The sequence below is a fragment of the Streptomyces sp. NPDC006743 genome, from assembly GCF_040703815.1.
Lineage (GTDB): Bacteria > Actinomycetota > Actinomycetes > Streptomycetales > Streptomycetaceae > Streptomyces.
Genome location: NZ_JBEYJA010000036.1, coordinates 1 through 25,957, shown reverse-complemented (window position 1 = coordinate 25,957; position 25,957 = coordinate 1). Strand labels below are relative to the sequence as shown.

At 74.7% G+C, this 25,957-nt stretch carries 15 protein-coding genes, 1 tRNA gene and 1 riboswitch; of the genes, 9 read left to right on the top strand and 7 right to left on the bottom strand.

Features of this window, described 5'->3' with window-relative positions:
- The first annotated feature begins 76 nt into the window (after nucleotides 1-76).
- The 4 genes from ABZ719_RS25580 (at nucleotide 77) to ABZ719_RS25565 (ending at nucleotide 4,281) form a co-directional block, all read left to right on the top strand.
- Complete coding sequence (locus ABZ719_RS25580) at nucleotides 77-1,276, top strand: dihydrofolate reductase family protein (RefSeq protein ID WP_366727511.1); 1,200 nt, start codon at nucleotides 77-79, stop codon at nucleotides 1,274-1,276.
- 46 nt (nucleotides 1,277-1,322) lie between these two features.
- A tRNA-Met gene (locus ABZ719_RS25575) sits at nucleotides 1,323-1,396 on the top strand.
- A gap of 369 nt (nucleotides 1,397-1,765) precedes the next feature.
- Nucleotides 1,766-1,923, top strand: a riboswitch (cyclic di-AMP (ydaO/yuaA leader).
- A gap of 11 nt (nucleotides 1,924-1,934) precedes the next feature.
- On the top strand, nucleotides 1,935-3,011 hold the full coding sequence (locus ABZ719_RS25570) for a M23 family metallopeptidase (protein WP_366727510.1): 1,077 nt from the start codon (nucleotides 1,935-1,937) through the stop codon (nucleotides 3,009-3,011).
- A gap of 325 nt (nucleotides 3,012-3,336) precedes the next feature.
- Complete coding sequence (locus ABZ719_RS25565) at nucleotides 3,337-4,281, top strand: aldo/keto reductase (RefSeq protein ID WP_366727509.1); 945 nt, start codon at nucleotides 3,337-3,339, stop codon at nucleotides 4,279-4,281.
- 19 nt (nucleotides 4,282-4,300) lie between these two features.
- Here ABZ719_RS25565 and ABZ719_RS25560 read toward each other — a convergent pair whose 3' ends face one another.
- The 4 genes from ABZ719_RS25560 to ABZ719_RS25545 all read right to left on the bottom strand — a co-directional run bounded on the left by ABZ719_RS25560 (nucleotide 4,301) and on the right by ABZ719_RS25545 (nucleotide 9,886).
- Nucleotides 4,301-5,779: a PrsW family glutamic-type intramembrane protease gene (locus ABZ719_RS25560; protein WP_366727508.1), complete on the bottom strand. Its 1,479-nt coding sequence runs from the start codon at nucleotides 5,777-5,779 to the stop codon at nucleotides 4,301-4,303.
- A 135-nt stretch (nucleotides 5,780-5,914) separates the two neighbouring features.
- Nucleotides 5,915-6,787 carry a tRNA (guanosine(46)-N7)-methyltransferase TrmB gene (gene trmB / locus ABZ719_RS25555; RefSeq protein ID WP_366727507.1) on the bottom strand — a complete coding sequence of 291 codons (873 nt, stop codon included), beginning with the start codon at nucleotides 6,785-6,787 and terminating at the stop codon, nucleotides 5,915-5,917.
- 296 nt (nucleotides 6,788-7,083) lie between these two features.
- A complete protein-coding gene (lhgO, locus tag ABZ719_RS25550) occupies nucleotides 7,084-8,301 on the bottom strand; it encodes an L-2-hydroxyglutarate oxidase (RefSeq protein ID WP_366727554.1) in 1,218 nt (405 codons plus the stop codon).
- Nucleotides 8,302-8,461: 160 nt separating this feature from the next.
- Nucleotides 8,462-9,886: an MFS transporter gene (locus ABZ719_RS25545; RefSeq protein ID WP_366727506.1), complete on the bottom strand. Its 1,425-nt coding sequence runs from the start codon at nucleotides 9,884-9,886 to the stop codon at nucleotides 8,462-8,464.
- Between the two features lie 671 nt (nucleotides 9,887-10,557).
- On the opposite strand from ABZ719_RS25545, the gene ABZ719_RS25540 reads away from it, so the two are divergent.
- Both ABZ719_RS25540 and ABZ719_RS25535 read left to right on the top strand, forming a co-directional pair.
- Nucleotides 10,558-12,636 (top strand): asparagine synthase-related protein, encoded by a 2,079-nt coding sequence (locus tag ABZ719_RS25540; protein ID WP_366727505.1) that lies wholly within the window; start codon nucleotides 10,558-10,560, stop codon nucleotides 12,634-12,636.
- Nucleotides 12,637-12,985: 349 nt separating this feature from the next.
- Entirely contained in the window at nucleotides 12,986-16,366 is a 3,381-nt protein-coding gene (locus ABZ719_RS25535) for a BTAD domain-containing putative transcriptional regulator (RefSeq protein ID WP_366727504.1), read from the top strand.
- A 42-nt stretch (nucleotides 16,367-16,408) separates the two neighbouring features.
- On the opposite strand, the gene ABZ719_RS25530 is transcribed toward ABZ719_RS25535, so the two are convergent.
- Nucleotides 16,409-18,700 (bottom strand): sigma-70 family RNA polymerase sigma factor, encoded by a 2,292-nt coding sequence (locus ABZ719_RS25530; protein WP_366727503.1) that lies wholly within the window; start codon nucleotides 18,698-18,700, stop codon nucleotides 16,409-16,411.
- A gap of 184 nt (nucleotides 18,701-18,884) precedes the next feature.
- Nucleotides 18,885-19,667, bottom strand: a complete 783-nt coding sequence (locus ABZ719_RS25525) for a helix-turn-helix domain-containing protein (protein WP_366727502.1) — start codon at nucleotides 19,665-19,667, stop codon at nucleotides 18,885-18,887.
- Between the two features lie 394 nt (nucleotides 19,668-20,061).
- Between ABZ719_RS25525 and ABZ719_RS25520 the strand changes: the two genes are divergently transcribed.
- Nucleotides 20,062-21,438 (top strand): NAD(P)/FAD-dependent oxidoreductase, encoded by a 1,377-nt coding sequence (locus ABZ719_RS25520; RefSeq protein ID WP_366727501.1) that lies wholly within the window; start codon nucleotides 20,062-20,064, stop codon nucleotides 21,436-21,438.
- 238 nt (nucleotides 21,439-21,676) lie between these two features.
- Nucleotides 21,677-23,359: a SpoIIE family protein phosphatase gene (locus tag ABZ719_RS25515; RefSeq protein ID WP_366727500.1), complete on the top strand. Its 1,683-nt coding sequence runs from the start codon at nucleotides 21,677-21,679 to the stop codon at nucleotides 23,357-23,359.
- A 90-nt stretch (nucleotides 23,360-23,449) separates the two neighbouring features.
- On the opposite strand, the gene ABZ719_RS25510 is transcribed toward ABZ719_RS25515, so the two are convergent.
- On the bottom strand, nucleotides 23,450-24,718 hold the full coding sequence (locus ABZ719_RS25510; RefSeq protein ID WP_366727553.1) for an MFS transporter: 1,269 nt from the start codon (nucleotides 24,716-24,718) through the stop codon (nucleotides 23,450-23,452).
- A 170-nt stretch (nucleotides 24,719-24,888) separates the two neighbouring features.
- On the opposite strand from ABZ719_RS25510, the gene ABZ719_RS25505 reads away from it, so the two are divergent.
- Nucleotides 24,889-25,440, top strand: a complete 552-nt coding sequence (locus ABZ719_RS25505) for a MarR family transcriptional regulator (protein ID WP_037864485.1) — start codon at nucleotides 24,889-24,891, stop codon at nucleotides 25,438-25,440.
- The last annotated feature ends 517 nt before the right edge of the window (nucleotides 25,441-25,957 follow it).

Below are 25,957 nucleotides of genomic sequence, written 5' to 3'. Positions count from 1 at the left end.
CGGACGGACTGGTAGAAAACCCGAGGCGCCCCCACGCCTGCGAGCAGCCCGCCCATCGCCGAGAGAGAGTGCGCCGATGCCCCTCCCCCACGTCCTGCTGTCCGCCGCCGTCTCCCTGGACGGCTTCCTGGACGACACCGGTCCGAGCCGTCTCCTGCTGTCCGGCCCCGCCGACTTCGACCGGGTCGACGACGTACGGGCGAGCGTGGACGCGATCCTCGTCGGGGCCGGGACGGTGCGCGCCGACAACCCCCGCCTGCTGGTCAACTCGCCCGAGCGGCGCGCCGCCCGGGTCGCGGCGGGCCGGCCCGAGCATCCGCTGAAAGTCACGGTCACCGCCTCCGGGGAGCTGGACCCGCGGGCCCGCTTCTGGCACACCGGCGGGGAGAAGGCCGTCTACACGACGGACGAGGGCGCCGAGCGCCTGCGCAGCGCGGGCATCGGCACCGGGCCGGCAGGCGACGCCGGCACCGACGACGCCGGTGCGGATGCCGCGGCAGGTGCCGGTGCCGAGGCCGTCTCCGTGGTGGCGCTCGGCGCCGAACTCGACTGGCACGCGGTGCTGGAGCACCTGCACGACGTGCGCGGGGTGCGCCGGCTCATGGTCGAGGGCGGCGGCACCGTGCACACCCAGCTGCTCCAGCGGCACCTCGCCGACGAACTGCACCTCGTGCTCGCGCCGCTGCTCGTCGGGGACCCCGGCGCCCCAAGGCTGTTCGGGCCGGGCGCGTACCAGAGGGGACGGCTGCGGCTGGTGGAGACGCGGGCCCTCGGCGACGTCGTCCTCATGCGCTACGAGCCCACGGCCCCCGGCACGGGAGCCGCCCCCGTTCCCGCCGACCGGCACTGGCTGCGGATCGCGTGCGAGCTGGCCGGCCAGTGCCGGCCGTCGCGGACGGCGTTCAGCGTGGGCGCGGTGGTGGTCGCCGCCGACGGCACCGAGCTGGCCCGCGGCCACTCGCGGGAGGCCGGCGATCCGGTGGTGCACGCCGAGGAGGCCGCGCTCGCGAAGATCGATCCGGCCGATCCGCGGCTGCCGGACGCCACGGTGTACAGCAGTCTGGAACCGTGCGCCCGACGCGCCTCCCGGCCGCGTCCGTGCGCCCGGCTGATTCTGGACGCGGGAGTGCGGCGAGTGGTCACGGCCTGGCGGGAGCCGGACACGTTCGTCGAGGCGGCCGACGGGTCCGGGGTGCTGGCGGCCGCGGGCGCGGACGTCGTCGTCCTGCCGGAGTTCGAGGGTCGGGCCAAGGCGCCCAATCGCCACCTGCTGTGACGGGTGTGCATTCCACCCCGGGGATGACGTACACTGGTTTCAACGACGCGGGGTGGAGCAGCTCGGTAGCTCGCTGGGCTCATAACCCAGAGGTCGCAGGTTCAAATCCTGTCCCCGCTACTGAAGGCCCAGGGCCGGAATCCGATCAAGGATTCCGGCCCTGAGTCGTTTTCCGTTCGTATCCGTTCGGGTCCGTTCGTTCCGGTGCTCCGGCCGCTCATTGATCGCGGTGACCCGACGTGAGCGGGCCGTCCCCGTCCGCATAACAACTGACACACCATCACCGAACCGTCCGGGCCGGACGCGGCCCGATGGCGCCGTGATGTGGCCTGAAGTCCAGTCAACTCACCCCGCTTTCATCCCTCGTGAGGCTTATGTTCTGGCCAAAAAGGTTTAAGGATCAAGACGACCGGCTTGGAATCGGGGCCCCAGGTCTATTAACGTTCGATAACGCAGCGCGGTCGTCCCAGCCGTCACCGAAGGCGGCTCCGTGCGCGCGCGCCGAATCCCGCGAGGGAACCGGGGAACCACCAACTTGGGGTGAATCGGGCGTCATCCGCCGTGCGTACGCGGCTGGTTGACGCGCGTAGGAGACCTTCCCGCTCCGAACCCGTCAGCTAACCCGGTAGGCGAGACGGAAGGAAAGGAGCACGCCCGCGTGGCGTCCAACCCGCCTGCCTCTGAAGCCCCGTCGGTGCCGAGCCGGCGCACCGAGTCCTTCGCCTACGGTGACCGGCACCCCGACGAGGGCCCCTGGGAGGAGTGGAACCCCACCGAGGACTCCCTGCGTCCCGTCCGCGGCCGGCACCGTGTGGCCAAGCAGCGCGGCGGCGGGCTCGCCCGCAGTTCCACCGTGCTCGGCGTGGGCGTCATGGCGGCCGTCGGGGCGGGCGGCATGGCCAGCGCCAACACCGGCAAGCCGCCGGTCTCGATCTCCCTGCCCGATGTTCCCGCCCTGCAGGGCCTGCCCGCCGTGGGTGGTCTCTTCGAGGCATCCGGCCACGACGGCCAGGAGGGTTCCGCGACCGCGCTCAGCGACGTCGCCGAGACTCCGGCCCGGAGTGCCGCAACGACCGCGCACACCGCCCCGGACGCGGGCGAGGCGCTGCGCAACCGGATCATGGCCCAGGCCGAGCAGCAGCAGGCCCAGGCCGAGGCGGGGGCCAGGGCGGCCACGGAGGCGGCCGCGGTCCGCAAGGCCGTCCGGCAGGCCGAGGAGGCCGCGGCCCAGGCGAAGAAGGAGGCCGAGGCCAAGGCCGCCGCCGCGAAGAAGAAGGCGGAGGAGCAGGCCCGGAAGGAGGCCGAGGCGGCCCGGCTGGCCGCGCTGGCCAAGCAGTACACGCTGCCGACCTCCTCGTACACCCTCACCTCCACCTTCGGGCAGGCCGGCTCCATGTGGTCCTCCGGGCACCACACCGGACTCGACTTCGCCGCGCCCACCGGCACCCTGATCAAGGCCGTCCACAGCGGTACCGTCACCGAGGCGGGCTGGGCCGGCGCCTACGGCTACCGCACGATCCTCACCCTGGACGACGGCACCGAACTGTGGTTCTGCCACCAGTCGTCGATCAGCGTCGCGGCCGGCCAGAAGGTGAGCACGGGCGAGGTCATCGGCCGGGTGGGCGCCACCGGCAACGTCACGGGGCCGCACCTGCACCTGGAGGTCCACCCGGACGGCCAGGCCGCCGGCATCGACCCGATGGCGTGGCTCCAGTCCAAGGGCCTCACCCCCTGACGGACCGCCGCCCACCGGCACGCCGCCGCCCGCGAGGGCACGGGCCCGGACCCCACTGACGGCCCGGGTCCTGCCGACGGGCCACGCCCGCTGAGAGGCCGGGTCCCGCCGACGGGTCGCTGGTCGTCGACAGACCGGTTCCCGCCCTCGGCCCGGCCCGCCGACGGGTCGCTGCCCGCCCATGGTCCGGCCCCGCCGGCGGCCCGGGCCCCGCCCCTTCAGGTCTGTGCGGTCCGCCTGCCGACCGGGTGGTTTGCGCAACCTTTGCGCCGGTCACCGGCGGGGCGCGGAATGGGGCACTCCGCACTGGTCGTTGATGAGAAGCATGACTTCTCTACGCAAGCTGGGCCCGTCCGGCCTCGAGGTCTTCCCGCTCGCCCTCGGCGGCAACGTCTTCGGCTGGACCGCCGACCAGGCGCAGTCCTTCGCCGTCCTGGACGCCTACACGGCGGCCGGCGGCAACTTCATCGACACCGCCGACTCCTACTCGGCGTGGGTGGAGGGCAACCACGGCGGTGAGTCCGAGACGATCATCGGCAAGTGGATCAAGGAGCGCGGCAACCGCTCCGACGTCGTCATCGCCACCAAGGTCAGCCAGCACCCGGACTTCCAAGGCCTGTCCGCAGCCAACATCAGGGCCGCGGCCGACGCCTCCCTCAAGCGTCTGGGCACCGACCACATCGACCTCTACTACACCCACTTCGACCAGCCCGACGTGCCGGTGGAGGAGATCATCGGCGCCCTCGACGAACTGGTGAGGGCGGGCAAGGTGCGGCACATCGCCGCCTCCAACATCTCCGCCGAGCGCCTGGCCGCCTCCCTGGAGTTCTCCGAGCGCGAGGGACTCGCCCGGTACGTGGCGATCCAGCCGCACTACAACCTCGTCTCCCGGGACACCTACGAGGGCGGCCTGCGGGACCTCGCCGAGCGGGCCGGTCTGTCCGCCGTCCCGTACTTCGCGCTGGCCTCGGGGTTCCTGACCGGCAAGTACCGGCCCGGCGCCACGGTCGACAGCCCGCGCGCGGAGGGTGCGGCCAAGCACCTGGCGAGCGAGCGCGGCCAGAAGGTCCTGGCCGCGCTCGACGAGGTCGCCCGCGCCCGCGGTGCCGAGCCGGCCACGGTGGCCCTGGCCTGGCTGGCGGCCCAGCCGACCGTGGCCGCCCCGATCGCCTCGGCCCGGACGGTGGAACAGCTCCCGGCGCTGCTGGCGGTGGCCGGACTGGAACTGACGGACGAAGAGGTCACGAGGCTCACGCAGGCCTCCGCCTGAGCCTCACGGCGTCACGGCCTCACGGCTGCGCCCGGTAGGGCTGGTGCGGGCCGTACCCCGCCGAGCCCGCGGGGTACGGCGCGACCGGCCCCGCGGGTCCCGCCGGCCCGTGGGGAGGCTGTCCGGGCGAGGGCTGCCCGTACGGCGGCTGCCCGTACGGCGGCTGCCCGTACACGGGCTGTCCCTGCGGGGCCTGCCCGTATCCGTACCCGGACGTCCCGTACCCGTACAGGCCGTACGTCGGCCAGGGCGGCGGGACGACCCGTACGGGCGGCGCGGTCATCCGTGCCGCGTGGTCCAGGGCGGGCTGGGCCACCTCGCGCCTGCGCCACATCTCGTGCAGCAGCTCCCGCTCCCGTTCGCCGAAGCCGGCGCGGACCCGGCCCAGGCGCCCCCGGCGGCGCAGGAAGGCCAGCGAGGTCGCGTAGGCCTCGTACTGCGCCACCGTCCGCGCCGCGGCCTTGCCCAGGTGCCGGCCGGCGTACTCACGGGCCAGCCGGCGTGCTCGCATGGACCCCAGGGCGAACGGCTCGGCGGCCGTCAGCCAGCCGGCGGCGGCGTACGCGGGCAGCTCCTCGCGGATGGCGCGCAGCTCGCGCTGCCGGGTCCAGACGACCAGCCAGGTGAGCAGTCCGAAGGCGGGCACCATGAAACCGCCGTAGACCGCGAAGAACCCGTACCGGCCGAAGGTCGACGAGCCGTTCCAGAACGCGTGCATGCCCATCGCGAGCAGCAGGCCGGCCGGTGGCAGCAGCAGCCGGCCGCGGCGCCGGCGCTCCCCGGCCAGGGCGGCGATCCCGAAACCGAGGCCGGTGCAGACCGTGAACAGCGGATGCGCGAACGGGGACATGATCACGCGCACGAAGAAGGTCGCCGCGGTGACGGAGGCGATGCCCTGGCCGCCGGTCATCTGGTCGGTGCCGAAGGCGGTGCCGAGGTAGAGGATGTTCTCGGTGAAGGCGAAGCCGGTGGCCGTGGTCCCGGCGATGACCACGCCGTCGACGATGCCGGTGAAGTCGCGTCTGCGGAAGAGGAAGATCAGCAGGACGGCGGCGGCCTTCGCGGACTCCTCCACGACCGGCGCTATCACCGTCGCGCCCAGGGTGTCCGCGCCGGCCGGGTCGGCGGTCGCGGTCGCGATCCACTTGGTCGCGAAGCTGTTCGCGACGATCGCGATCAGCGCCGCCGCGCAGGCGCCCCAGGCGAAGGCGAAGATCATGTTCCGCCAGGGGCCGGGATCGACCCGGTCCAGCCAGCGGAAGGCGGCCGTCAGCAGCGGGACCGGCAGCACGGCCAGGCCGAGACCGACCAGGAACCCTTCGGTGCCGGTCTGCCGGCGGACCAGGGCGAGGATGACGAGCCCGGACAGCGCGAGCAGCGCGGCGAGAGCGCCGTAGCGCACCCCTCGCCCGTGCCACCAGTGCGCGTGCCGCGGCCGGCCGTCGGCTATGGGCGGCGGACCGCTCGGATACGTCGGGTACGGGGGACAGGTGGCCACGTCATTGACCCTAACGAGGGGAGGTGACGATCGCGACGGTGCCTCGTCCGCCGGGACCGGGGGGCGTGGTGGTGCGTCCGCCGGGACAGGGTGTGGGGTCGTGCGTCGGTCCGGGCGAGGGGGTGTGGCGGTGCGTCAGTCCAGGCCGGGGTGCCGGCCGGGGTGTCCGGTGCGGGGGCCGGTGCCGTGGGCGTCCCCGTGCGGTACGCGCCGGAAGAGCAGGTCGTTCACGACGTGGCCCTTGTCCAGGCCCTGGCCCTCGAAGCGGGTCAGCGGGCGGAAGGCGGGGCGGGGCGCGTAACCGCCGTCGGGCCGCGTGTTCGCGAAGGCGGGGTGCGCGCTCAGCACCTGAAGCATCTGTTCGGCGTACGGCTCCCAGTCGGTCGCGCAGTGCACGATCGCGCCGGGCCTGAGCCGGGCGGCGGCCAGAGTCAGGAATTCCGGCTGGATCAGCCGCCGCTTGTGGTGCCGCTTCTTGGGCCACGGGTCGGGGAAGTAGACGCGCAGTCCGTCCAGGGAGTCGGGGGTGAGCATCTCGCGCAGCAGGATGATCGCGTCGCCGTTGGCGACCCGGACGTTGGTGAGTCCGCTCCGGTCGGCGAGGCTCAGCAGATTGCCCTGGCCGGGGGTGTGCACGTCGACGGCGAGGATGTTGGTGTCCGGGTCGGCGGCGGCCATCTGCGCGGTGGCCTCGCCCATGCCGAACCCGATCTCCAGGACGACGGGGCGGGCGTTGCCGAACAGCTCGGCCAGGTCGAGCACCCGCTGTCCGTCGATGTCCAGTCCCCACTGGGGCCACAGCCGCTGCAGCGCGTCCGCCTGCCCGGCGGTCACCCGGCTGCGGCGCGGCTGGAAACTGCGGATCCGCCGCTCGAAGTGCGACCCGGCCGGGTCCGCCTGCGGCCCGTCGGGAAACCGCGGCTCTCCCTTGGCCCGGGTGTGCCGGACGGACACACCGGGGGCGTGCGGGGCAGTGGAGGCGGCGGGGGTGTTCAAGGAGTCAGACACAGTGCGTTCCATTTTACGGGCCGGACGGCACGGGACGATGCCGAGCGACGCACCCGGCCTCCCCGCCCGTCCCTCTCACGTCGGCGCCGGCCCCGGACGCCCCCCTGGCCCGTCGGTCGGCCCGGCCCTCCGGCTCGGACCGCCCGCCTCTGTTCCGTCCGGCGCCCGCCCCGGACGCTCCGTCGGCCCCGGCTGCCCGGGCCCCGGACGCTTCCCCGGCCCCCGGCTGCCCCGGCCCTCCCGCACGGGCCGCCCGCCGCCCCCCCGGGGGCGCCGCTCGGCGCTGCGTCCGGGGCTCATCCCGTCGCCAGGGCACGCAGCGCTCGGCGGGCCACCTCCCGCCCGATCGGCAGGGAGGCCGTCGCCGCCGGGGACGGCGCGTTGAGCACGTGCACGGCCCGCGCCCCCTCCCGGATGAGGAAGTCGTCCACCAGCGTCCCGTCCCGCAGGACGGCCTGCGCCCGGACGCCCGCGGGCGCGGGCACGAGGTCGCTCTCCTCGACGCAGGGCAGCAGCCTGCGCACCGCCTCGGTGAACGCCGCCCTGGACACCGACCGCCGCAGCTCCCCCGCCCCGTAGCGCCAGTGCCGCCGGGCGATCCGCCACGAGCCGGGCCAGGTCAGCGTCCCCGCCAGCTCACGGGGGTGTACGACGCCCCACCCGTACCCCTCGCGGGCCAGCGCCGGCACCGCGTTCGGACCGATGTGGACACCGCCGTCGATCCCGCGCGTGAGGTGCACGCCGAGGAACGGGAAGGCCGGGTCGGGCACCGGATACACCAGCCCCCGCACCAGCTCCGGCCGCGCCAGCTCGTAGTACTCCCCGCGGAAGGGGACGATCCGCGCCTCCGGCTCGTCCCCGGTCAGCCGCGCCACCTCGTCGCAGTGCAGCCCCGCGCAGTTGACCAGCACGCGCGCGCGGACGACGTCGCCGCGGGCCGTCCGGACGGCCACGCCCCGGCCGGGACGCCGGTCCACGCGCACGACCCGGGCGCCGTAGCGGATCTCCGCGCCCGAGGCGGCCGCGAGCTGCCGGGCCACGGCCGTGTAGTCGCAGACGCCGGTCGTGCCCACGTGGATCGCGGCCAGGCCGCGCACCTCCGGCTCGTACTGCGCGATCTGGGCGGCGCCCAGCTCACGCACCGGTATGCCGTTCTCCCGGCCGCGCTGCACCAGGGCGTGCAGCCGGGGCAGCTCCTCGCGCCGGGTGGCGACGATCAGCTTGCCGGTGACGGCGTGCGCGATGCCGTACTCCGCGCAGAACTTGACCATCTCCGCGGCACCGCGCACCGCGTACCGCGCCTTGAGGGAGCCCGGCCGGTAGTAGATCCCGCTGTGGATGACCCCGCTGTTGCGTCCGGTCTGGTGGCGGGCCGGGCCCGGTTCCTTCTCCAGCACCGTCACCCGGGTGCCCGGCGCGGCGCGTGTGATCGCGTACGCCGTCGACAGGCCGACGATGCCGCCGCCGATCACCAGCGCATCGCAGTCGTGAGCGATCTCCCGCACCTGCTCCACCTCCCGGTTCCGATAGTGCACTGCGCCACTGACAATGCCTTCAAACCGGGAGCGGCCCGTCCGTGTGCGCCGGGTGTCCCCCCTGTGCCCGGCCGGCCCCGTCCCGCTCGGGCCGTGATCCTCGGCGGCCCGCCCGGACCGGGGCCCCTCGGTGTCCCGCTCAGGCCGTGGTCATCAGCAGCGGTCTGGCCCGCTCGCGCAGCTCGACCACCCGCGGTTCGTCGCTGTAGGGCTCCAGCCGGTGCAGGAGGTCCCGGACGTACTCGGTGGTCCGCGCGGAGGAGATGCGTCCGGCGACCTCCACCGCCCGCACCCCCTGCTCGCAGGCCGCGTCGAGGTTGCCCGACTCCAGTTCGGCGACCGCCGAGACCACCAGTCTCAGGCCGTGCGAGCGCACGAACTCCTCCGTCGGTTTCGACAGCGCCTGTTCGGTGAAGCGCCGGACCTGGCGGGGCGCCTTCAGATCGCGGTAGCACTCGGCGGCGTCGGCGGCGAACCGGTCGTAGCCGTAGAAACCGAGCCAGGTCGGGTCGTTGTCGCCCTCCCGGGACCGCTCCAGCCAGCCCTCGGCGGCCTTCAGGGCGGCGCCCGCCGCCTGGGCGTCGCCCGCGCGCGCGTGGGCACGTGCCTCGACCAGGTGGAAGAAGCTCATGGTGCGGGCCGTGGCCAGGCCGCGGTTGCGTTCCAGGGCGGCCTGCGCGAGATCGACGCCCTCGTCGCCGAAGCCCCGGTAGGTGGCCTGCAGGGACATCGACGCCAGGACGTATCCCCCCAGGGGCACGTCGGCCGCCGCGCGCGCGAGGCGCAGCGCCTGGATGTAGTACCGCTGGGCGGCCTCCTGCTGGCCGGTGTCGAACGCCATCCAGCCGGCCAGCCGCGTCAGTTCGGCCGAGGCGCCGAACAGCGCACGGCCGACCTCGTCGGAGTACGACCCGAGCAGGAGCGGCGCGGCCTCCACGCGTAAGCACTCGGGCACCATGGACGAACGCCAGTCGCCGCCTCCGTACTTGGAGTCCCAGCGCCTGGCGTCCTCGGCGGCCTCCCGCAGTTTCCGCACGTCGCTGTGGCCGACTTTGACCGGTGCGCCCGAGCCCTCCGCCCCGCCCGCCTCGCGCGCCACCGAGCTGTCGGCCGGGGTTATCAGCCACCGGGAGGCGGGTGTCGCGTACGCGGTCACGGCGAACGATCCGGCCAGCGACTGCCAGATGCCGCCGGAGCCGGCCCGGCGGCCGGCGAGGTCGAGGCGGTACAGCTCCGTGGCCGCGCGCACGGCCTGGTCGACGTCCCTGGGGAAGGCGAGGCCCACCTCGGGCGCGGGGTCCGCGTCCGCCAGGCCGATCTCGTGCAGCGGCACCGGGCGGCCGAGCTTCTGGCCGATGGCGGCCGCGATGAGGTGCGGCGCCGCACCCTGCGGCACCATCCCCTTGGAGACCCAGCGCGCCACGGAGGTCTTGTCGTAGCGGAGGGTCAACCCGCGTTGGGCGCCGAGGTCGTTGACGCGCCGCGCGAGTCCTGCGTTGCTGATTCCCGCGAGGGCGAGAACGGCGCCGAGTTTCTCGTTCGGCCCGCGTTGCTCCCTGGACATGCGCCACCCCTCGACACAGACGGCTGCCGCGCTGGCATAACCACGCGGCATTCGTAAACCCAGCGTAGTTCGCCGCATCCCAAGCGTTAAGGGGCATTCTTCCGGTTGGCGGGATTGTGGCCCGCACGGCCGTACGGGCCCTGCACGCACGGTGGCGACGTGCCCCCTGTGTGTGGTCGTGCGCCCGCCCGTGCGCTCTTCTCCGGCCATCCCGGGAGCGGTTCCATGGGCGGTGCGTGGGTCGGCCCGCTGTACTGGATCCAGTGGGCTGGGGGACACCGCCGCCTTCATCCCCGCGGGCGGCGGAAGGGTCCGGGAGGCCAACCGTGCCTCCCGGACCGCGCGTTGTCCGCGCCCTGCGCAGAGCGTGTACGGAGCGTGTGCACGTCCGTCTCCGGCGCGCCGATTTGGCCGAAAGGCGCCCCTGCCTCCTGCCGTGAATTTCCGTCCCCACCACGGCAGTTGAGGGCGCATGGGGTATCGCGGGGAGCGCATCAGGGGGCGCATTCAGGTCGCAGTGTCCCTGCCCCGTACGGGCGTTGGCCATCGGGCGGGCAGGCGCGCGAGGGCGCGCACGGTGCACCGAAGGCGGCTCCGCCTCCCCTCCGGTGCGCCGCCTTCGTGGCAGCATGGGACCCGGTTCGTGCGGTCCCGGGTCCGTGGAGGCGTCGATGCGGTGGTTGGTGGGATGGAGCAGCGCCGCCGCGGGCACCGCAGGGATCGGTGCGGCGGGTGCCACCGGGTACGACGGCGAGACCGTGCAGCCGGTGGGCTCACAGCTCCTGTGGGGCGACCCGGACCCGCTGTGGGCGGTGGGTGACTGGCGGCCCGACGAGGTCCGGCTGGTACGGGCCGACGCCCAGACGCGGATCGCGGTGCTCGGCACCTGCGGAGCCTCCGACGAACAGCTGCGGGTCGGCCTGCTGGCCGCGCGCGGGGGCGCACTGCGGCACCTGACCGCCTGGCCGGGCAGCTACACCGCCGTCGTCCAGGTGGGCCGCCGCCTCACCGTCTGCGGCGACCTCGCCGGCGCCCGCCCGGTGTTCCACACGCCCTGGGCGGGCGGCACGGCGTACGCGACGGCCGCGCTGCCGCTGGCCGACCTCGTCGAGGCCAACCTCGACTTCGGGCACCTCGCCGCCCTGCTCGCCGCCCCCGACGTCCCCGCCGCGCTGGACGACTCCACGCCGTACGAGGCCGTACGGCGCATTCCGCCGGGGCACGCGCTGATCCTGCGCGCCGGGGCGCGCGAGGTCGCGGGCTACGAGCCGGTCGCCTCCCTCGCCGTGGCCGCGCCCCCGGCGGACCCCGACAGCGCGGTCGGCGCCGTACGGGACGCCCTGGTCGAGGCCGTCCGCGCCCGCCTCTCCGCGCCCCGGCACGTACCGGAGATCGACCCCGGCCCGGTCCCGGGCATGGGCCCCGCCGAGCGCCGCGCGGCCCGCGGCATGCCGGTGCCCGGCATCGGCGCCGACCTGTCCGGCGGACCCGCCTCGGGCACCCTCGCCCTGCTGGCGGCGGGCCTGCCCGGCAACCCCGGCACCCTCCTGGGCCACGGCACCGGCGCCGGCGAGCGCCTGCTGGCCGTCACCTTCAACGACCTCGCCGTCGGCGGGCGCGAGGCCGAACTGGAGCGGGCCGGGACCCTCGCGGCCAACCCCCGCCTGCACCACGTGGTGGTGGCCGGCGGTGACGAGGTACTGCCCTACGCCGACCTGGAGGGCCCGCTGACCGACGAGCCCGGCCCCTCGCTGGTGACCGCGGCACGGCACCGGGCCCGCCTCGCGTCGGGCAGCGCGGACCACTTCACCGGCCACGGCGCCCGCCAGGTCCTGGACGCGCACCCCGCCCGCCTGGCCGACCTCCTGATGGACCGCCAACGGCGCCACCTGGTCCGGCCGGTCGCCGCGCTCGCCAGGGCCGACGGGTCGGTGACGGTCCCCGCGCGCGTGTACAGCGCGGCGCGGCGGCTCGCCCGGACGCCGTACCGGGCCGGTCTCGAGGAGCTGGCCGAGCGGCTGCTCCAGCGCCGGTTCGAGGAGCCGGGCGGCGCGGTGGGCGCCTCCCTGGCCGCGCTCACCTGGGCCAGACCCGGCCCCGCGGCCCGCTGGCTGACCGGTGAGGCCCTGGCTGAAGTATCGGTTCGCCTCCAGAGTGCGACGAACCGCTCGGGGGTCGGCCCCGGGCAGCGGCCGGGCGACTACCGCGCGCGTGCCGCCCTCGCCCGGCACGCCGCGGACCTGCGCGTCCTGGAGCAGGCCGCGGAGATCCGCTCCCAGCGGCTGCACACCCCCTTCCTCGACAACCAGGTCGTACGGGCCTGCCGGGCGCTGCCCGAGGCGCTGCGCGTGCGGCCGGGAGCCCGCGCGGCCATCCTGCGCACCGTCCTCGAGGGCGCCGGAGTGGGCGAGCTGCCCCCCGGCTGGGGCGCGCCCTCGCACGCCCCCGCGGCGTCCGCCGCGCGCGCGGGTCTGCGCGTGGCCGTCGACGACCTGATGGCCCTGTTCGCCACCCCCCTGCTCGCCGAGGCGGGCCTGGTGGAGGCGCGGGTGGTCCGCAAGGCCCTGCGCGCGGCGGCCCAGGGCGAACCGCTGCCCCTGGACGGCCTCGCGGACCTGGTCTCCCTGGAGATGTGGCTGCGCCGCCTGCTGGCCCGCCGCGGCACCTGCTGGACGGGCACCCCCGCCCGCTCGCGCGCGGTACCGGGAGGCATCGCCCCCCAGCGCGGAGCACTGGCGTCCGGGGCGTGAGACGGCGACCGTCCCGGTGCGGAGCCCGGGCGCCCCGCGCGGGCGCGCGCAGGGGAGGAGCTGACCCGGATCGTCGCCTGGGCCCGCCGGGCGCCCCGTGTGGGCGCGCGCAGGGACGGTGCGGTGACCTTGGTGCGTCGTGCGGGTGCGCGCAGGGGCAGTGCGGTGGCCCGGGTGTGAGGTGCGGGAGCGTGCCGGGGTGGAGCGGTAGCGGGGGGCCGGGGCTCGGACGGGCTCGGCGGGCGGCCGGTGGTACCGGGCGCGCAGCCGCCGAGCGCGGCCGGCCGTGCCGGGGCCGCCCGGGGACAATCCCGGTGCCCCACTTCCCGCCCCCGGCGACAATGGTCCGGTGCAGTACAGAATTCTCGGTGTCACCCGGGCGGAGGACGGCCGGGGTGTCGCCGTACCCGTGGGCGGTCCCCGGCTGCGGGCCCTGCTCACCGCCCTCGCCCTGCGTCCCGGCCGGATCGCCGGCCCGGACGTCCTGATCGACGAGGTGTGGGGTGATGCCCCGCCGCAGAACGCCCCCGCCGCGCTCCAGGCCCTGGTGGGCCGCCTGCGCCGCGCCCTCGGCAAGGACGCCGTCCGCTCCGAGCCGGGCGGCTACCGGCTCGCCGTGGCACCGGAGGACGTCGACCTCTTCGCCTTCGAACGGCTCGTACGGCAGGGCACCGCCGCCCTCGCCCGTGACGACGCCTGCGCCGCGGACCGCCACCTGGACGAGGCCCTCGCCCTGTGGCACGGTCCCGCTCTGGCCGACCTGCCCGACCGGACGGCCGCCGCCCGCCCGGAGAGCCTGCGCCTGGAGGCGCTGCGGGCCCGCGCGGACGCGCGGCTGCGCCTGGGCCGCGCCGTGGACGTCGTCCCGGAACTCACGGAACTGACCACCGCACACCCGTACGACGAGACACTGCACGCCCTTCTCGTCCGCGCCCTGCGCGACAGCGGCCGCGGCGCCGACGCCCTCGCCGCCTACGAGCGGGTCCGCCGCGCCCTCGCCGACGGCCTGGGCACCGACCCGGGGCCCGAACTGCGCGCCCTGCACGCCGACCTGCTCACCCCGGCGACCGCCTCCCCCGGCCCGGCGGCAGAACCGTTTCAGGACCCGCCCCCGATCCCGGCCCAGGCGCCGCCCCCAGACACGCGGCCGGCCCCGCCCCACGCCCACCGCCCGCCCGGACGGACCGGCAACCTCCGTCCGCGGCTCACCTCTTTCGTGGGCCGGGAACCCGAACTCGCCGCCATCCGTTCCGATCTGCACAGGGCCCGCCTCGTCACCCTCACCGGACCGGGCGGCTCCGGCAAGACCCGCCTCGCCGAGGAAGCCGCCGCCGGGCTTCCCCAGGCCTGGCTGGTCGAGCTGGCGCCGCTGGACCGCCCCGAGGCGGTGCCGGGCGCGGTGGTCAGCGCCCTCGGCCTGCGCGAGACCGTCCTGATGACCAACGAGCTGGTCACCCCGCAGAGCGACCCGGTGGCCCTGCTCGTCGAGTACTGCGCACCCCGCAGCGAACTCCTGATCCTCGACAACTGCGAACACCTCATCGACGAGACCGCCCGCCTCGTCGAAGTCCTGCTCACCCGCTGTCCCGGACTCACGGTCCTCGCCACCAGCCGGGAACCGCTGGGCGTGCCGGGCGAGCTGGTGCGCCCGGTCGAGCCCCTGGTCCCCGACCAGGCGCACCGCCTCTTCGCCGAGCGTGCCGCCGCCGCCCGCCCCGACGCGGCCGAGGTGCTCGGCGACGAGGAGGCCGTCGCCGAGATCTGCCGCCGCCTCGACGGCCTGCCCCTGGCCATCGAGCTGGCCGCCGCCCGGCTGCGGATGCTCACCCCCCGGCAGATCGCCGACCGGCTCGACGACCGCTTCCGGCTGCTCACCGCGGGCAGCCGCACCGCCCTGCCCCGCCAGCAGACGCTGCGGGCCGTCGTCGACTGGTCGTGGGACCTGCTCGACGAGGGGGAGCGGACCATGCTGCGCGAGGCGTCCGTCTTCGCGGGCGGCTGGGACCTCGCCGCCGCCGAGGCGGTGTGCGGCGGCCCCGCCGCCGACCTCGTCGGCGCGCTCGTCGACAAGTCCCTTGTCGTCGCCGCCCCGGCCGCCGACGGCGGCATGCGGTACCGGATGCTGGAGACCATCCACGAGTACGCCACCGAGCGCGCCGCGGAGGTGCCCGGCCTGCGTGCGGCCGCCGAGCGGCGGCACGGCGCGTGGGCGCACGCCCTGGTCCAGGAGGCCGAGCCGCAGCTGCGCTCGGCCCGGCAACTGCCCTGGATCGCCCGGCTGGAGACCGAGCTGGACAACATCAGGGCGGCCCTGGACCGCGCGCTCGCCGCCGGGGACGAGCAGCGGGCGGGCGAACTCGCCCTCGGCATGGGCTGGTTCTGGTGGCTGCGCAACTACCGCCGCGAGGCCATGCAGTGGTTCCGCCGCGTGCTGTGCCTGGGCGCCGCCCTCGACGCCGCCGCCCGCCGGGCGGGCGAGGGCGGGCGGACCGACGGCGCCGTCCCCCCGCCCGTGGCCGACGGCTTCGACCCCGTCGACGCCCTCCTGGCCGCCCCGGACGGGGAGGTGAACCATCCGCGGCACGAACTGCGCATGGACCTGCGGATGATGCACCTGTTCCTGACCTCGGAGACCGAGCCGGGGGACGTGGCACGTGACGAGCGGACCCTGCGCTACGTCTCCCTGGTCCGCGCCTCCTTCGAGGGCGGCGGACCCCGAGCGGCCCGGATGCCGGGACTCATCTGGCCGCTGACCACCTACCTGTACAGCAGCGCCGACGACATCCGCCCCGCCATGGACATGGCCGTCGCCAACTGCCGGGCGTACGGCGGTGACTGGGAGGTCGGCGTCGCCCTGATGTTCCGTACGCACATGGTCGTCGACTCGCCCGGCAACCTGCGCGGCGTCGACGAAGACCTGGCGCAGCTGCGGCGGATCAGCCGCAGCGTGGGCGACCGCTGGATGCGGGCGCAGGTGTGCAGCGCGGCCGGGGAGGCGGCCATGGCCCGCGGCCGGCTGCGGGAGGCACACGCCGAGTACGAGGAGGCGCTGCGGCTCGCCCACGAGGTGGGCGCCTACGCCGAGACACCGTTCCTGGTCGCCCGGCTCGCCGAGATCGCCTACCGCTCGGGTGACCGGGCCGGTGCCCTGAAAGCCCTGGACGAGGCGGGCGAGGCGTCCGAGCAGTACCGGGTCGCGGACTCCCAGGCCTTCGTCCTGCTCCTGCGCGCCCATCTCGCCCTGGACGACGGGGACGTGGCCGCCGCGCGGGTCCTGTGCGACGGGGCACGCGAGGAGAGCCGGCGAGGCAGTCCGCCCCCGCAGTTCGAGGCCCTGCTGAACGCGATGGACGCCCTCGTCACGGCGGACGAGCACGGCCCGCGGCACGGGCTTCCGCTGCTGACGGAGGCACTGCGCACGGCCGTCGGGCATCGCTGTTCGGAGGTGGTGACGGCCGCCCTCGTGTACAGCGCGGCCGACGTGCTCACCCGGCTCGGCGAGGTGGCGTGCGCGATGCGGCTGCTCGCCGCCGCGGACCACTGGTGCGACGGCCGTCCCCGTCCGCTGCCCGAGGGCGCGGCGGCGGAGCGCGCCGAGGCCGCCGCCCGCGCGGCCCTGCCCGCCGGCCGGCTGGCCGCGGAGCGCGCCCGGGGCGCCTCGCTCACCGCGGACGGCGTCCTCGCCGAACTCGACCGGGCCGTCCGGGACCACCCGGCTCCTCGCGGGTGAACCGCCTCCCCAGGGTGTACCGGCTCCCCACGGGCGAGCCCGCTACCCGCAGGTGAACCGTGACTCGGCCCAGTCCGCGAGGGTGACCGCGTCGAAGGCGCTGCGCGGCCGGACGACCAGCTGCACGGTCCGGCGTCCGGCGAGACCCACATGGACCGGGACGGCGGCCTCCCCGCCGGCGACCGTGCCGGAGTGCCACAGCCGGACCCCGTCCGCGTACACGGAGAAGGTGACCTCGCCCAGCCCGGCCGCCAGGTCGTCGACCCCGGCCACCGCGTCGTAGGCGGAGCACGTGCGGTTGAGGTCGACGGTGACCGAGGACTCGCCGTGGACGCTCACCCCGTGCGGGTACCGCTTGCCCGCGATCGACACACTGTCGCGCTGCCACACCCAGCTGCTCCGGCCGATCCGCATCTCCGGGCCGGTGCCGTCGCCGGTGAGGTCGTAGTCCAGCTCGCTCCACCGGTAGACGGACGGCGCGGGCGACGGGGTCGGCGTGGGCTTCGGGGCCGGTGGCGGAGTCGGCGCCGGGGTGGGTTCCGGGGTGGGCCGCGGTGACGGCTCGGGCGCCCGGGTGGGCGTGGGAGCGGGGGACGGCCGGTGGACGGGACGGGCCGCGGCGGCCCGCACCGGCGGCTTCCGGCCGGGTGCGGGGCGGGGCGCCGGCCGCGGTGGTGCGGGCGCCGGCGGCTGCGGTTCGACGACCGGGGCCGGCGGTGGGGCCGCCGCGGGCTTCCCGGCCGGGGCGTCCTGCCCCGTCAGGGCGAAGGCGAGCGCCGCGGCGGCCACGGCGACGACCCCGGCCGCGATGCCGGCCTTCACCGGCGCGCCGAGTCCCTCGGAGGCCGCCGCGCCCCCCGTGGCACCCGCGCTTCCGGCGGAGCCGCCCCCGGCCGCACCGGCCGACGCGCCTCCCGCACCCCCGGCGGCCGCGGCCGCCCCCGCCGCGCCCGCCGCTCCGGCGCCGCCCGCCAGGAGACCGAGCGCCTTGGCGTACCCGGCGGCGCCGAACCAGCCGATGACGGCGACCGGGACGACGGCGGGGATACCGCTCGCGACCTCCTCGATCTGCACGGCCGCCAGCCGGCACCGCGCACACTCCTCCAGATGCTTGCGCAGCCCCCGTTCGGCACGGGTGCGCAGCTTGCGCCGGGCGTAGCCGCCGAGCTGGTCGGCGTAGCGGGCACACTCCTCGTCGTCGGTCAGGGCCGGGCTCACATGGGCCTGGAGATAGGCCTGCTTCAGACCCTCGCGGGCCCGGCTGGCCAGGACCCGGGTGCCGTTGGCGTCCAGGCCGAAGAGCGTGGCGACCTCGCTCGGCGACTCGTCCTCGACCTCGGTGTGCCACAGCACGGCCTGCCACCGTTCGGGCAGCGAGCGGAAGGCCCGCATGGCCATCGACTGCTCGGCCTCCCGCATCGCCCGTACGTCCGCGCCCAGGTCCAGGCCCGCCCCGAAGGAGCCGAGGGTGGCCGTGTCGCCGGACGCCTCCGGGGTGCGGGCCGCCTGCGCCGCGAAGACGGCGAAGTCGTCCACCAGCTGCTCGCGCCGGGCCGTCCTCGTCCAGCGCGCGGCGACCCGCCGGACACTGGTGAGCAGGTAGGCGCGTACGGCGTGTTCGGGCCCGGAGCCGCCGCGCACGGCCTGGAGCATCGCGGCGAACACCTCGGCGGTGAGGTCGTCGGCGGTGTCGGCGTCCCGGCAGCAGGTGCGGGCGTAGCGGCGTACGGCATCGGCGTGACGCCGGTACAGGTCCTCGTACGCCGTGTCGTCCCCCGCGCGCATCCGGGCGATCAGGTCGGCGTCGGACGGCGGCACCTCCCGCGGCGGCGGAAGCACGCTGTCCTCACGCCACTCGCGCTGCGCCGGCACCCCGGCCGCGCCCTCCCACAGCCCCACCGCCCCGCTCCCCACAGCCCGCAGCCCGGCCGGTTCACCCGCGCGGGGTCTGTGGTCCGTCGGTTGGTCCTCGGCTGGTCCGTCCGTGTGGGGATTGTCGTCCACCGGTTCGTCCTCGGCCAGAACGCCCTCGCTCAGAACGCCGTCGGCCGGTGACCTGTCGGTCAGAACCCCGTCGTGCGGGAGTCCGTCGAACGGGGCCTCCCCGCGCCGACCTTCACCGTCCCGAGCCTCGTCACACCGGGCCCCACCACCCCGGCCCTCGTCGCACCGAACGTCCTCGCACGGGCCGCCGGCGCACGGGCCGCCGGCGCACGGGACGTCATCGTCCGGGACGTCGGCCGGTCCGCCCCGGCTCGGTACCTGGGGCGGCCGCGGCCCCCCGGTGCCCGCCCCCTCGTCACCGACCGACTCACCACGTCCGTCAACGCCCATCGCCGATAGCCCCCGCCGCCAGCTCAGCCGACCCGATCACCGGGTCAGCGTGCCACAACGGTTCCCCGCCAGGACTCCGCGGAAAGGATCCTCCACCCGTCCGTGGGGACTTGCCGCCCCGGGGAATCGGCGTCACCCGTACGGGGCATGCTCCACGGAATCGCCCCGGCGCGCGCGCCCCGGCTCACGCGGGCCGCGAGCGCAACCCCTCCAGCAGGATGTCCAGCAGTCGCGCCGAGGCCGCCGCCTGCTGCGCCGGGTCCGGGAGCGAGGGCGCCGCCGTGGCGATGACGAGCAGGACGTCCGACACCGACACGTCGGCCCGCAGTTCGCCCGCCGCCCGGGCCCGCTCCACGAGCCGGCCCACGACCTCCAGCAGCTCCGCCGCCCCGGTGTCGTCCACCACCTCCGGTGCGGGCGCGGAAGCCTGGTCGGGCACCAGCCGCAGCTCACCGGCGCCCGGCTCGGTCCGCTGCTGCGGCACCCGCCTGCCGTCCGCCCCGGCCCCGTCCTGCTCCTCGGCGACCCCCACCCGCAGCACCTGCGGCGGCAGCAGCCGTCCGGCGCCGGACGCCACCGACGTCCGCAGGAAGCGGGACAGCGCCGACCACGGCTCGTCCTCCTGGCCCAGCGCGGCCCGCGCCTGGTCGGTCAGCCGGGACGTCTCCTCCTCGGCTATCCGCCGCACCAGGACGTCCTTGCTCGGGAAGCGCCGGTACACCGTGCCGACCCCGACCCGGGCGCGCCGTGCCACGTCCTCCATCGGCGCGCCGTACCCCAGCTCGCCGAAGACCTCGCGCGCCGCCCGCAGCACGTGCTCCAGGTTGCGCTGTGCGTCCACCCGCAGCGGTGTGGTCCGCACCGACCGGGCCTCCTCCCCGCGCCCGCCGGCCGCCGCCGTGCCCGTCGCCCCGCCACCGGACGCGACGGCGGACGCGGTGGACCAATGAGTGTCCTGAATGTGCATAGCTGATCCCCCGGTGATGACGTCTCCCCCCGGAGACTTTCCCCGCCACTGAATGCGGTGTGCACCCAACGGGTTCGCGCACGACCGAGCCCGCCCTGCGAGATCCGGTGGGACCCGCGGACCCGTTCGACCACATCCCCTACACCCCGTCGACACACGAACATAGTTGAGAGGGAGTCAATTCAGAAGGGGCAGTTCCGCACGGAACGCCCCCCGATCGGAGTACGAGCCCCCCAGGTACCCGCCACGGTCCTTCCCCGGTCCCCGATCACCCCCGCTGACCTGCGTGCCTGCCCCCGCCCCCGGCGATCCGGCCAATCCCGCCCCGCACCGCCCGGCGGTCACACAAATCGCCGGGGCTGTGGACAAACGAGAGTCACGGGTGCGTCATGGGATGGTGAAGGAACGTGCGCGCATTCTCGTTGTCGGCGGCGGCTACGTCGGGATGTACACGGCCCTGCGCCTGCAGCGGCGGATGAAACAGGAGCTGAGGCGCGGCGAGGTGGAGATCACCGTCGTCACCCCCGATCCCTATATGACGTACCAGCCGTTCCTGCCCGAGGCGGCGGCCGGCGCGATCTCCCCGCGCCACGTCGTCGTACCGCTGCGCCGCGTCCTGGACCGGTGCCGTGTCATCGCAGGCGAGGTCAAGGCCGTCGACCACGCGCACCGCACCGCCACCCTCACCACCCTCGCCACCGAGGAGAGCGGCGGCACCGAACGCCTCACCTACGACGAACTCGTCCTCGCGCCCGGCTCCGTCTCGCGCACCCTGCCCATCCCCGGCCTCCTCGACCACGGCATCGGCTTCAAGACCGTCGAGGAGGCCATCGGCCTGCGCAACCACGTCATCGAACAGATGGACATCGCCTCCTCCACCCGCGACCCCGCGATCCGGGACGCCGCCCTGACCTTCGTCTTCGTCGGCGGCGGCTACGCCGGGGTGGAAGCGCTCGGCGAGCTGGAGGACATGGCCCGCTACGCCGCCCGCTACTACCACAACATCCGGCCCGAGGACATGAAGTGGATCCTCGTCGAGGCCTCCGACCGGATCCTGCCCGAGGTCGGTGAGGAGATGGGCGTCTACACCGTCACCGAACTGCGCCGCCGCAACATCCAGGTGCTCCTGCGCACCCGTCTGGAGTCGTGCGCCGGCCGTGTCGCGGTCCTCAGCGACGGCCAGCGCTTCCCCACCCGCACGGTCGTGTGGACCGCCGGCGTCAAACCGCACCCCCTGCTGGCCGCCACCGACCTGCCGCTCGACGGCCGCGGCCGCCTGAAGTGCACCGCCGCACTGACCGTCGACGGCGTCGCGCACGCCTGGGCCGCCGGAGACGCGGCCGCCGTCCCCGACCTCACCGCCGCCGAGCCCGGCAAGGAGACCGCGCCCAACGCCCAGCACGCGGTGCGCCAGGCCAAGGTCCTCGGCGACAACCTGGCCCGCTCCCTGCGCGGCGAACCCCTGCGGACGTACGAGCACGCCTACGCCGGCTCCGTCGCCTCCCTCGGACTGCACAAGGGCGTCGCCCAGGTCTACGGACGCAGACTGAAGGGCTACCCGGCCTGGTTCATGCACCGTGCCTACCACCTCAGCAGGGTCCCCACCTTCAACCGCAAGGCCAAGGTCCTCGCGGAATGGGCCCTGGCCGGACTCTTCAAACGGGAGATCGTCTCCCTCGGCTCGCTGGAACATCCCCGCGCCGAGTTCGAACTCGCGGCCGGTGGAAAGCATCCTCTCGACCCGAACATCAACCCGAAAGGGTCGTCCTGACCGGAGAGGGGAACTCCGCCGGACGCCCCGGCGTCCCACGGATGCCGGTACGCGGCGGCCGCACTGCCACACTGGTCCACGACCGGAGGCGGACAGCCGCCCGCCCCGGCCGCGGACGACGCCCGGACACCGTGCCGCACCCCGGCACCCGAGGGAAAGGCGCGGCCACCACCGCGCGGCCCCGCACCCCGGCCGGGCCCGGAGCCGGCCCGACACGACTGACACGAGGCAAGGATTCGTGAACTTCACGCGCTGGAGCGCCCGGCTCCCCCCGATCCCCGGAACGCAGCGCCGCGCCGCGGCGCGGAGCGACCTCGCGACCGCTGCGGACCGGCGCGGCGACGGCTCCGTCCCCGCCGCCCGCGTCGAACAACTGGCCGACGGCAGGGCACCCGTGCCCGCCGTCGACGCACTCCCCGCCCGCGAGGTCCTCGACCGCGTCCCGGCCCTCGTCGCCCTCGTCCACGGCGGCGACCACCGCCTCGCCTACCTCAACGACGCCTACACCGCGGCCTTCGGCGCCCGCCCGCTCGGCGAACCCGCCCGCGACGCCCTGCCCGAACTGCGCGAACTGGGCCTGCTCCCCCTCCTCGACCAGGTGCTGCGCAGCGGCAGACCCCGCACCCTGAAGTCCCGCAAGACCCCCGACGGCCGGTCCTACACCTTCACCTGCACCCCGGTCACCGAGCCCGAGCGCGGCGAGCCGGCCGCCGGCCAGGGCCGCGCGGGCGTCCTCGTCTTCGTCACCGACGTCACCGACCACGCCGAGGCCGCCGACCGCCTGCGCGCCAGCGAACGCCGCCAGCGCGAGACCGCCGTCACCCTCCAGCGCTCCCTCCTCCCGCAGGTCCTCGAACAGCCCGACGACCTGCGCATCGCCGCCACCTACCAGCCCGGCGGCACCGAAGCCGCCGTCGGCGGCGACTGGTACGACGTCATCACCCTCGGCGGCGGACGCACCGCCCTCGTCATCGGCGACGTCATGGGCCGCGGGGTCCGCGCCGCCGCGGTCATGGGCCAGCTCCGCACCGCCGTGCGCGCCTACGCCCGCATGGACCTCCCGCCCCACGAGATCCTCCAGCTCCTCGACGGCCTCGCCGCCGAGATCGACGCCAACCAGATCGCCACCTGCGTGTACGCCGTGCACGACCCCAACGAGGGCCGGCTCGTGTACTCCTCCGCCGGGCACCTGCCGATCCTGGTCCGCGACGAGACCGGCACCGTCGTCCGCGCCGACGAACCCACCGGCCCGCCCCTGGGCACCGGCGGCTGGATGCACGCCTCCGGGTCGGTCCCCCTGACCCCGGGATCCACCGCGGTCCTCTACACCGACGGCCTGGTCGAGCGCCGCGACCAGGACCTCGACGAGGGCATCGCCGCCCTGGAACGCGCCCTGGCCGGAGCCACCGGCACCCCCCAGGTCGTCTGCGACCGCCTGGTGCGCTCCGCCGGCGTCCAGGCCGACCACGACGACGACGTGGCCGTCCTCGTCCTCCAGCACCCCGCCCGCACCGGCCCCGAGGGCGAACTCTTCCGCAACGCCGCCCTGGAACTCCTCGGCGGCGTGGAAGCCGCCCCCCGCGCGCGTGCCTTCGCCTCGGGAGTCCTCACCAGCTGGCGCTTCCCGCCCGAACTGCACGACGCGGGCGTCCTCGCGGCCAGCGAACTCGTCGCCAACTCCCTCCAGCACGGCACACCCCCGATGCGCCTGCGCCTGCGCCGCACCGACCGCCGCCTCATCGTCGAGGTCACCGACGGCGACGACCACCTGCCCAGACGCCGCCGCGCCGAACCCGCCGACGAATCGGGCCGGGGCATCGCCATCGTCGCCACCATCGCCGCCCACTGGGGCGCCCGCCGCACCCCGGACGGCGGAAAGGCCGTCTGGTGCGAGTTCACCCTGCCCGCAGGACGGCCGTAGCCGCACCCCGGCCGTGGAACTGCCGCAGCGCAGCGGTACGACGAAGCGGCCGTCGCCCGAGGACGACGGCCGCCCCGCACCCGCTCTCCCTCACGCCTTGGCGGTCACCGGCTCGTGAGCGGACCCGCCCCGCGCCACCACGCGGCTGCGCGCACCCCAGGGATGATCCTGCACGGCGCTGAGCCCACGCCCCAGCCGCAGCGCGAGCACACTGATCCCCAGCGAGAACAGCAGGAACGTCACCACGTACGGCCCCGGCAGCGACGCCGCCAGCGGACCGCCCACCGCCGGACCGACCGCCAGCGCGAGCTGCTTCACCAGAGCGAAGGCCGAGTTGTACTGCCCCGCCATCCCCTCCGGAGCCAGGTCGGCCACCAGCGGCGCCAGCGTCGGCGACAGCATCGCCTCACCCAGTCCGAACAGGGCGTACGTCGACACGAACGCCGCCGTCGCCATGGCCTGGCTGCCGTGCCCGAGGCCCGCGTACGCCGCCGCGGCCCAGGCCACCGCCCAGATCACGCCGACCGCCGCGATCACCCGGGAGCGCCGCCGCCGCTCCACCAACTTCAGCACGGCGAACTGCGCCACCACGATCATCAGCGTGTTCGCCGCCAGCGCCGTGCCCAGAGCCGACGTCGAGATCCCGGCGGCCTCCACGCCGTACGCGCTCAGGCCCGACTCGAACTGGCCGTAGCACGCGAAGAAGAGCACGAAGCCCAGGACGCACAGCTGCACCATGGCCCGGTTGGCGAGCAACTGCCGCCGGCCGCTCCGGCCGGCCCCGGCCGCCGTCCCGGGCCCCGCGACGCGCGGGGCGCGCGGCATCCGCACGGTCGCCATCAGCGCGACGAGCAGCAGGAAGACCGCCGCCTCGATCGCGAACAGCAGGGTGAAGGAGGAGACCCGTGAGGTGTCGACGAGGTGCCCGCCTATGAGGCCGCCGACACCGAGCCCCAGGTTCTGCAGGAAGAACTGCATGGCGAAGGCCCGCGATCGCGTCTCCGTCTCCGAGCAGTCCACGATCATCGTCGCCAGGGCGGGCTGCATGACGGCCTGGCCGGCCCCCAGCGCCGCGGCCGACAGCAGGACGGCCGCCGCCCCGCCCGCCAGCCCGAGGCTCAGCGCCCCGAGGGCGGCTGTGACCAGGGCGGCGATCAGAACCGGCAGCGGGCCGCGCCGCACGATCGCCCGGCCGGCGAACGGCAGCACGATCAGCGCGGCCACGGCGAAGACGGCGAGTACGAGACCCGCCGTCATGGCCCCCAGACCCCGCACCTGCGCCACATAGACGTACAGGTAGGGGACGGTGAAGCCGAGCCCGAACGCGCTGAGTGCGTTGCCCACGTGGATCCGGCGCATCGCTGCGCCCATCGCCCTGGTCACGTTCACCTCTCTCAAACAGAAGGACGGTCATGGAGTCCTTGAAGCGATCAGTAGTTAGACCTGAAGACTTCGACTCTAAAGTTCGAAGCTAAAGAGTACACCCGGAAGGACTTCGACGCCAAGGTGGTCCGTGCGATACTGCGGACATGGGCGACACCCCCGGCATCGGCAGCGAGCCGACACTCGAAGAGCAGATCGCCGCCTACCAGCGCGAGTTCCAGGACCTCGACCCCCAGGTCGAGAAGATCGTCTCGGCGCTGTCCCGCCTCAACCGCAGGATGAACGTCGCGTACGGCCGCCAGACCGCCGAGCTGGGCATCAGCAACGCCGAGTGGGAGGTGCTCAAGGCCCTCGTCCTGTCCGGGGCGCCCTACCGTCTGGGCCCGAGCGACCTCGCCAAGCGACTCGGCCTCACCCCGGCCGCCATGACCCACCGCATCGACCGTATGGTCGGCGAGGGCCTGGTCACCCGTGAGCGCGACGAGAACAACAGGGTCCGCGTGATCGTGGAGCTGACGCCCGAAGGCCGGGAGAAGTGGATGGAGGCCATGCGCCTCGCCACCGTCTTCGAGGGCGACCTCCTCCAGGACCTCACCCCGGCGGAACGCGCGGTCCTCGGCGAGGTCCTGACCCGCCTGCTGCGCAGGGTGGAGCACGCCCAGCCGGACGCCGGCGGACGCCTCAGCGACCTCGACTAAAGATCTTGACAGAGGATCCTTGACACGCCTCTGCCGGATCCGTAAGGTTCTTCGGGTTGCCACGGAGCCGTGACGGTTTCCGGCAACACCTCCGCCGCATCTGCGGCACTCACACCATCAGCACGATCTCCCGTCCGGGTTGATTTCGGCGTGCCCGAATTCAATTCGAATGGAACTCGTCGACTCAGGCCGGATCCGCCAAGGGCCCGATTGGGAATCACGACGAGGATCCGCTAAGGTGTGAGACGTCGGAACGGCCCAACGGCCGGGAAGGCGAACCCCGCTGACTGGGGGTCAGGCCGAAAAGGATCTGATAGAGTCGGAACCGCCGGAAAGGGAAACGCGAAGCGAAAGCGGAGCGGGAACCTGGAAAGCACCGAGGAAATCGGATCGGAAAGATCTGATAGAGTCGGAAACGCAAGACCGAAGGGAAGCGCCCGGAGGAAAGCCCGAGAGGGTGAGTACGAAGGAAGCGTCCGTTCCTTGAGAACTCAACAGCGTGCCAAAAGTCAACGCC

Bases quoted from the DNA above. Each gene is read 5' to 3' on its own strand.
- ABZ719_RS25580 (WP_366727511.1), top strand. From the start codon at position 77: ATGCCCCTCCCCCACGTCCTGCTGTCCGCCGCCGTCTCCCTGGACGGC.
- ABZ719_RS25565 (WP_366727509.1), top strand. From the start codon at position 3,337: ATGACTTCTCTACGCAAGCTGGGCCCGTCCGGCCTCGAGGTCTTCCCG.
- ABZ719_RS25545 (WP_366727506.1), bottom strand. From the start codon at position 9,886: ATGTCCAGGGAGCAACGCGGGCCGAACGAGAAACTCGGCGCCGTTCTC.
- ABZ719_RS25540 (WP_366727505.1), top strand. From the start codon at position 10,558: ATGCGGTGGTTGGTGGGATGGAGCAGCGCCGCCGCGGGCACCGCAGGG.
- ABZ719_RS25530 (WP_366727503.1), bottom strand. From the start codon at position 18,700: ATGGGCGTTGACGGACGTGGTGAGTCGGTCGGTGACGAGGGGGCGGGC.
- ABZ719_RS25525 (WP_366727502.1), bottom strand. From the start codon at position 19,667: ATGCACATTCAGGACACTCATTGGTCCACCGCGTCCGCCGTCGCGTCC.
- ABZ719_RS25520 (WP_366727501.1), top strand. From the start codon at position 20,062: ATGGTGAAGGAACGTGCGCGCATTCTCGTTGTCGGCGGCGGCTACGTC.
- ABZ719_RS25510 (WP_366727553.1), bottom strand. From the start codon at position 24,718: ATGCGCCGGATCCACGTGGGCAACGCACTCAGCGCGTTCGGGCTCGGC.
- ABZ719_RS25505 (WP_037864485.1), top strand. From the start codon at position 24,889: ATGGGCGACACCCCCGGCATCGGCAGCGAGCCGACACTCGAAGAGCAG.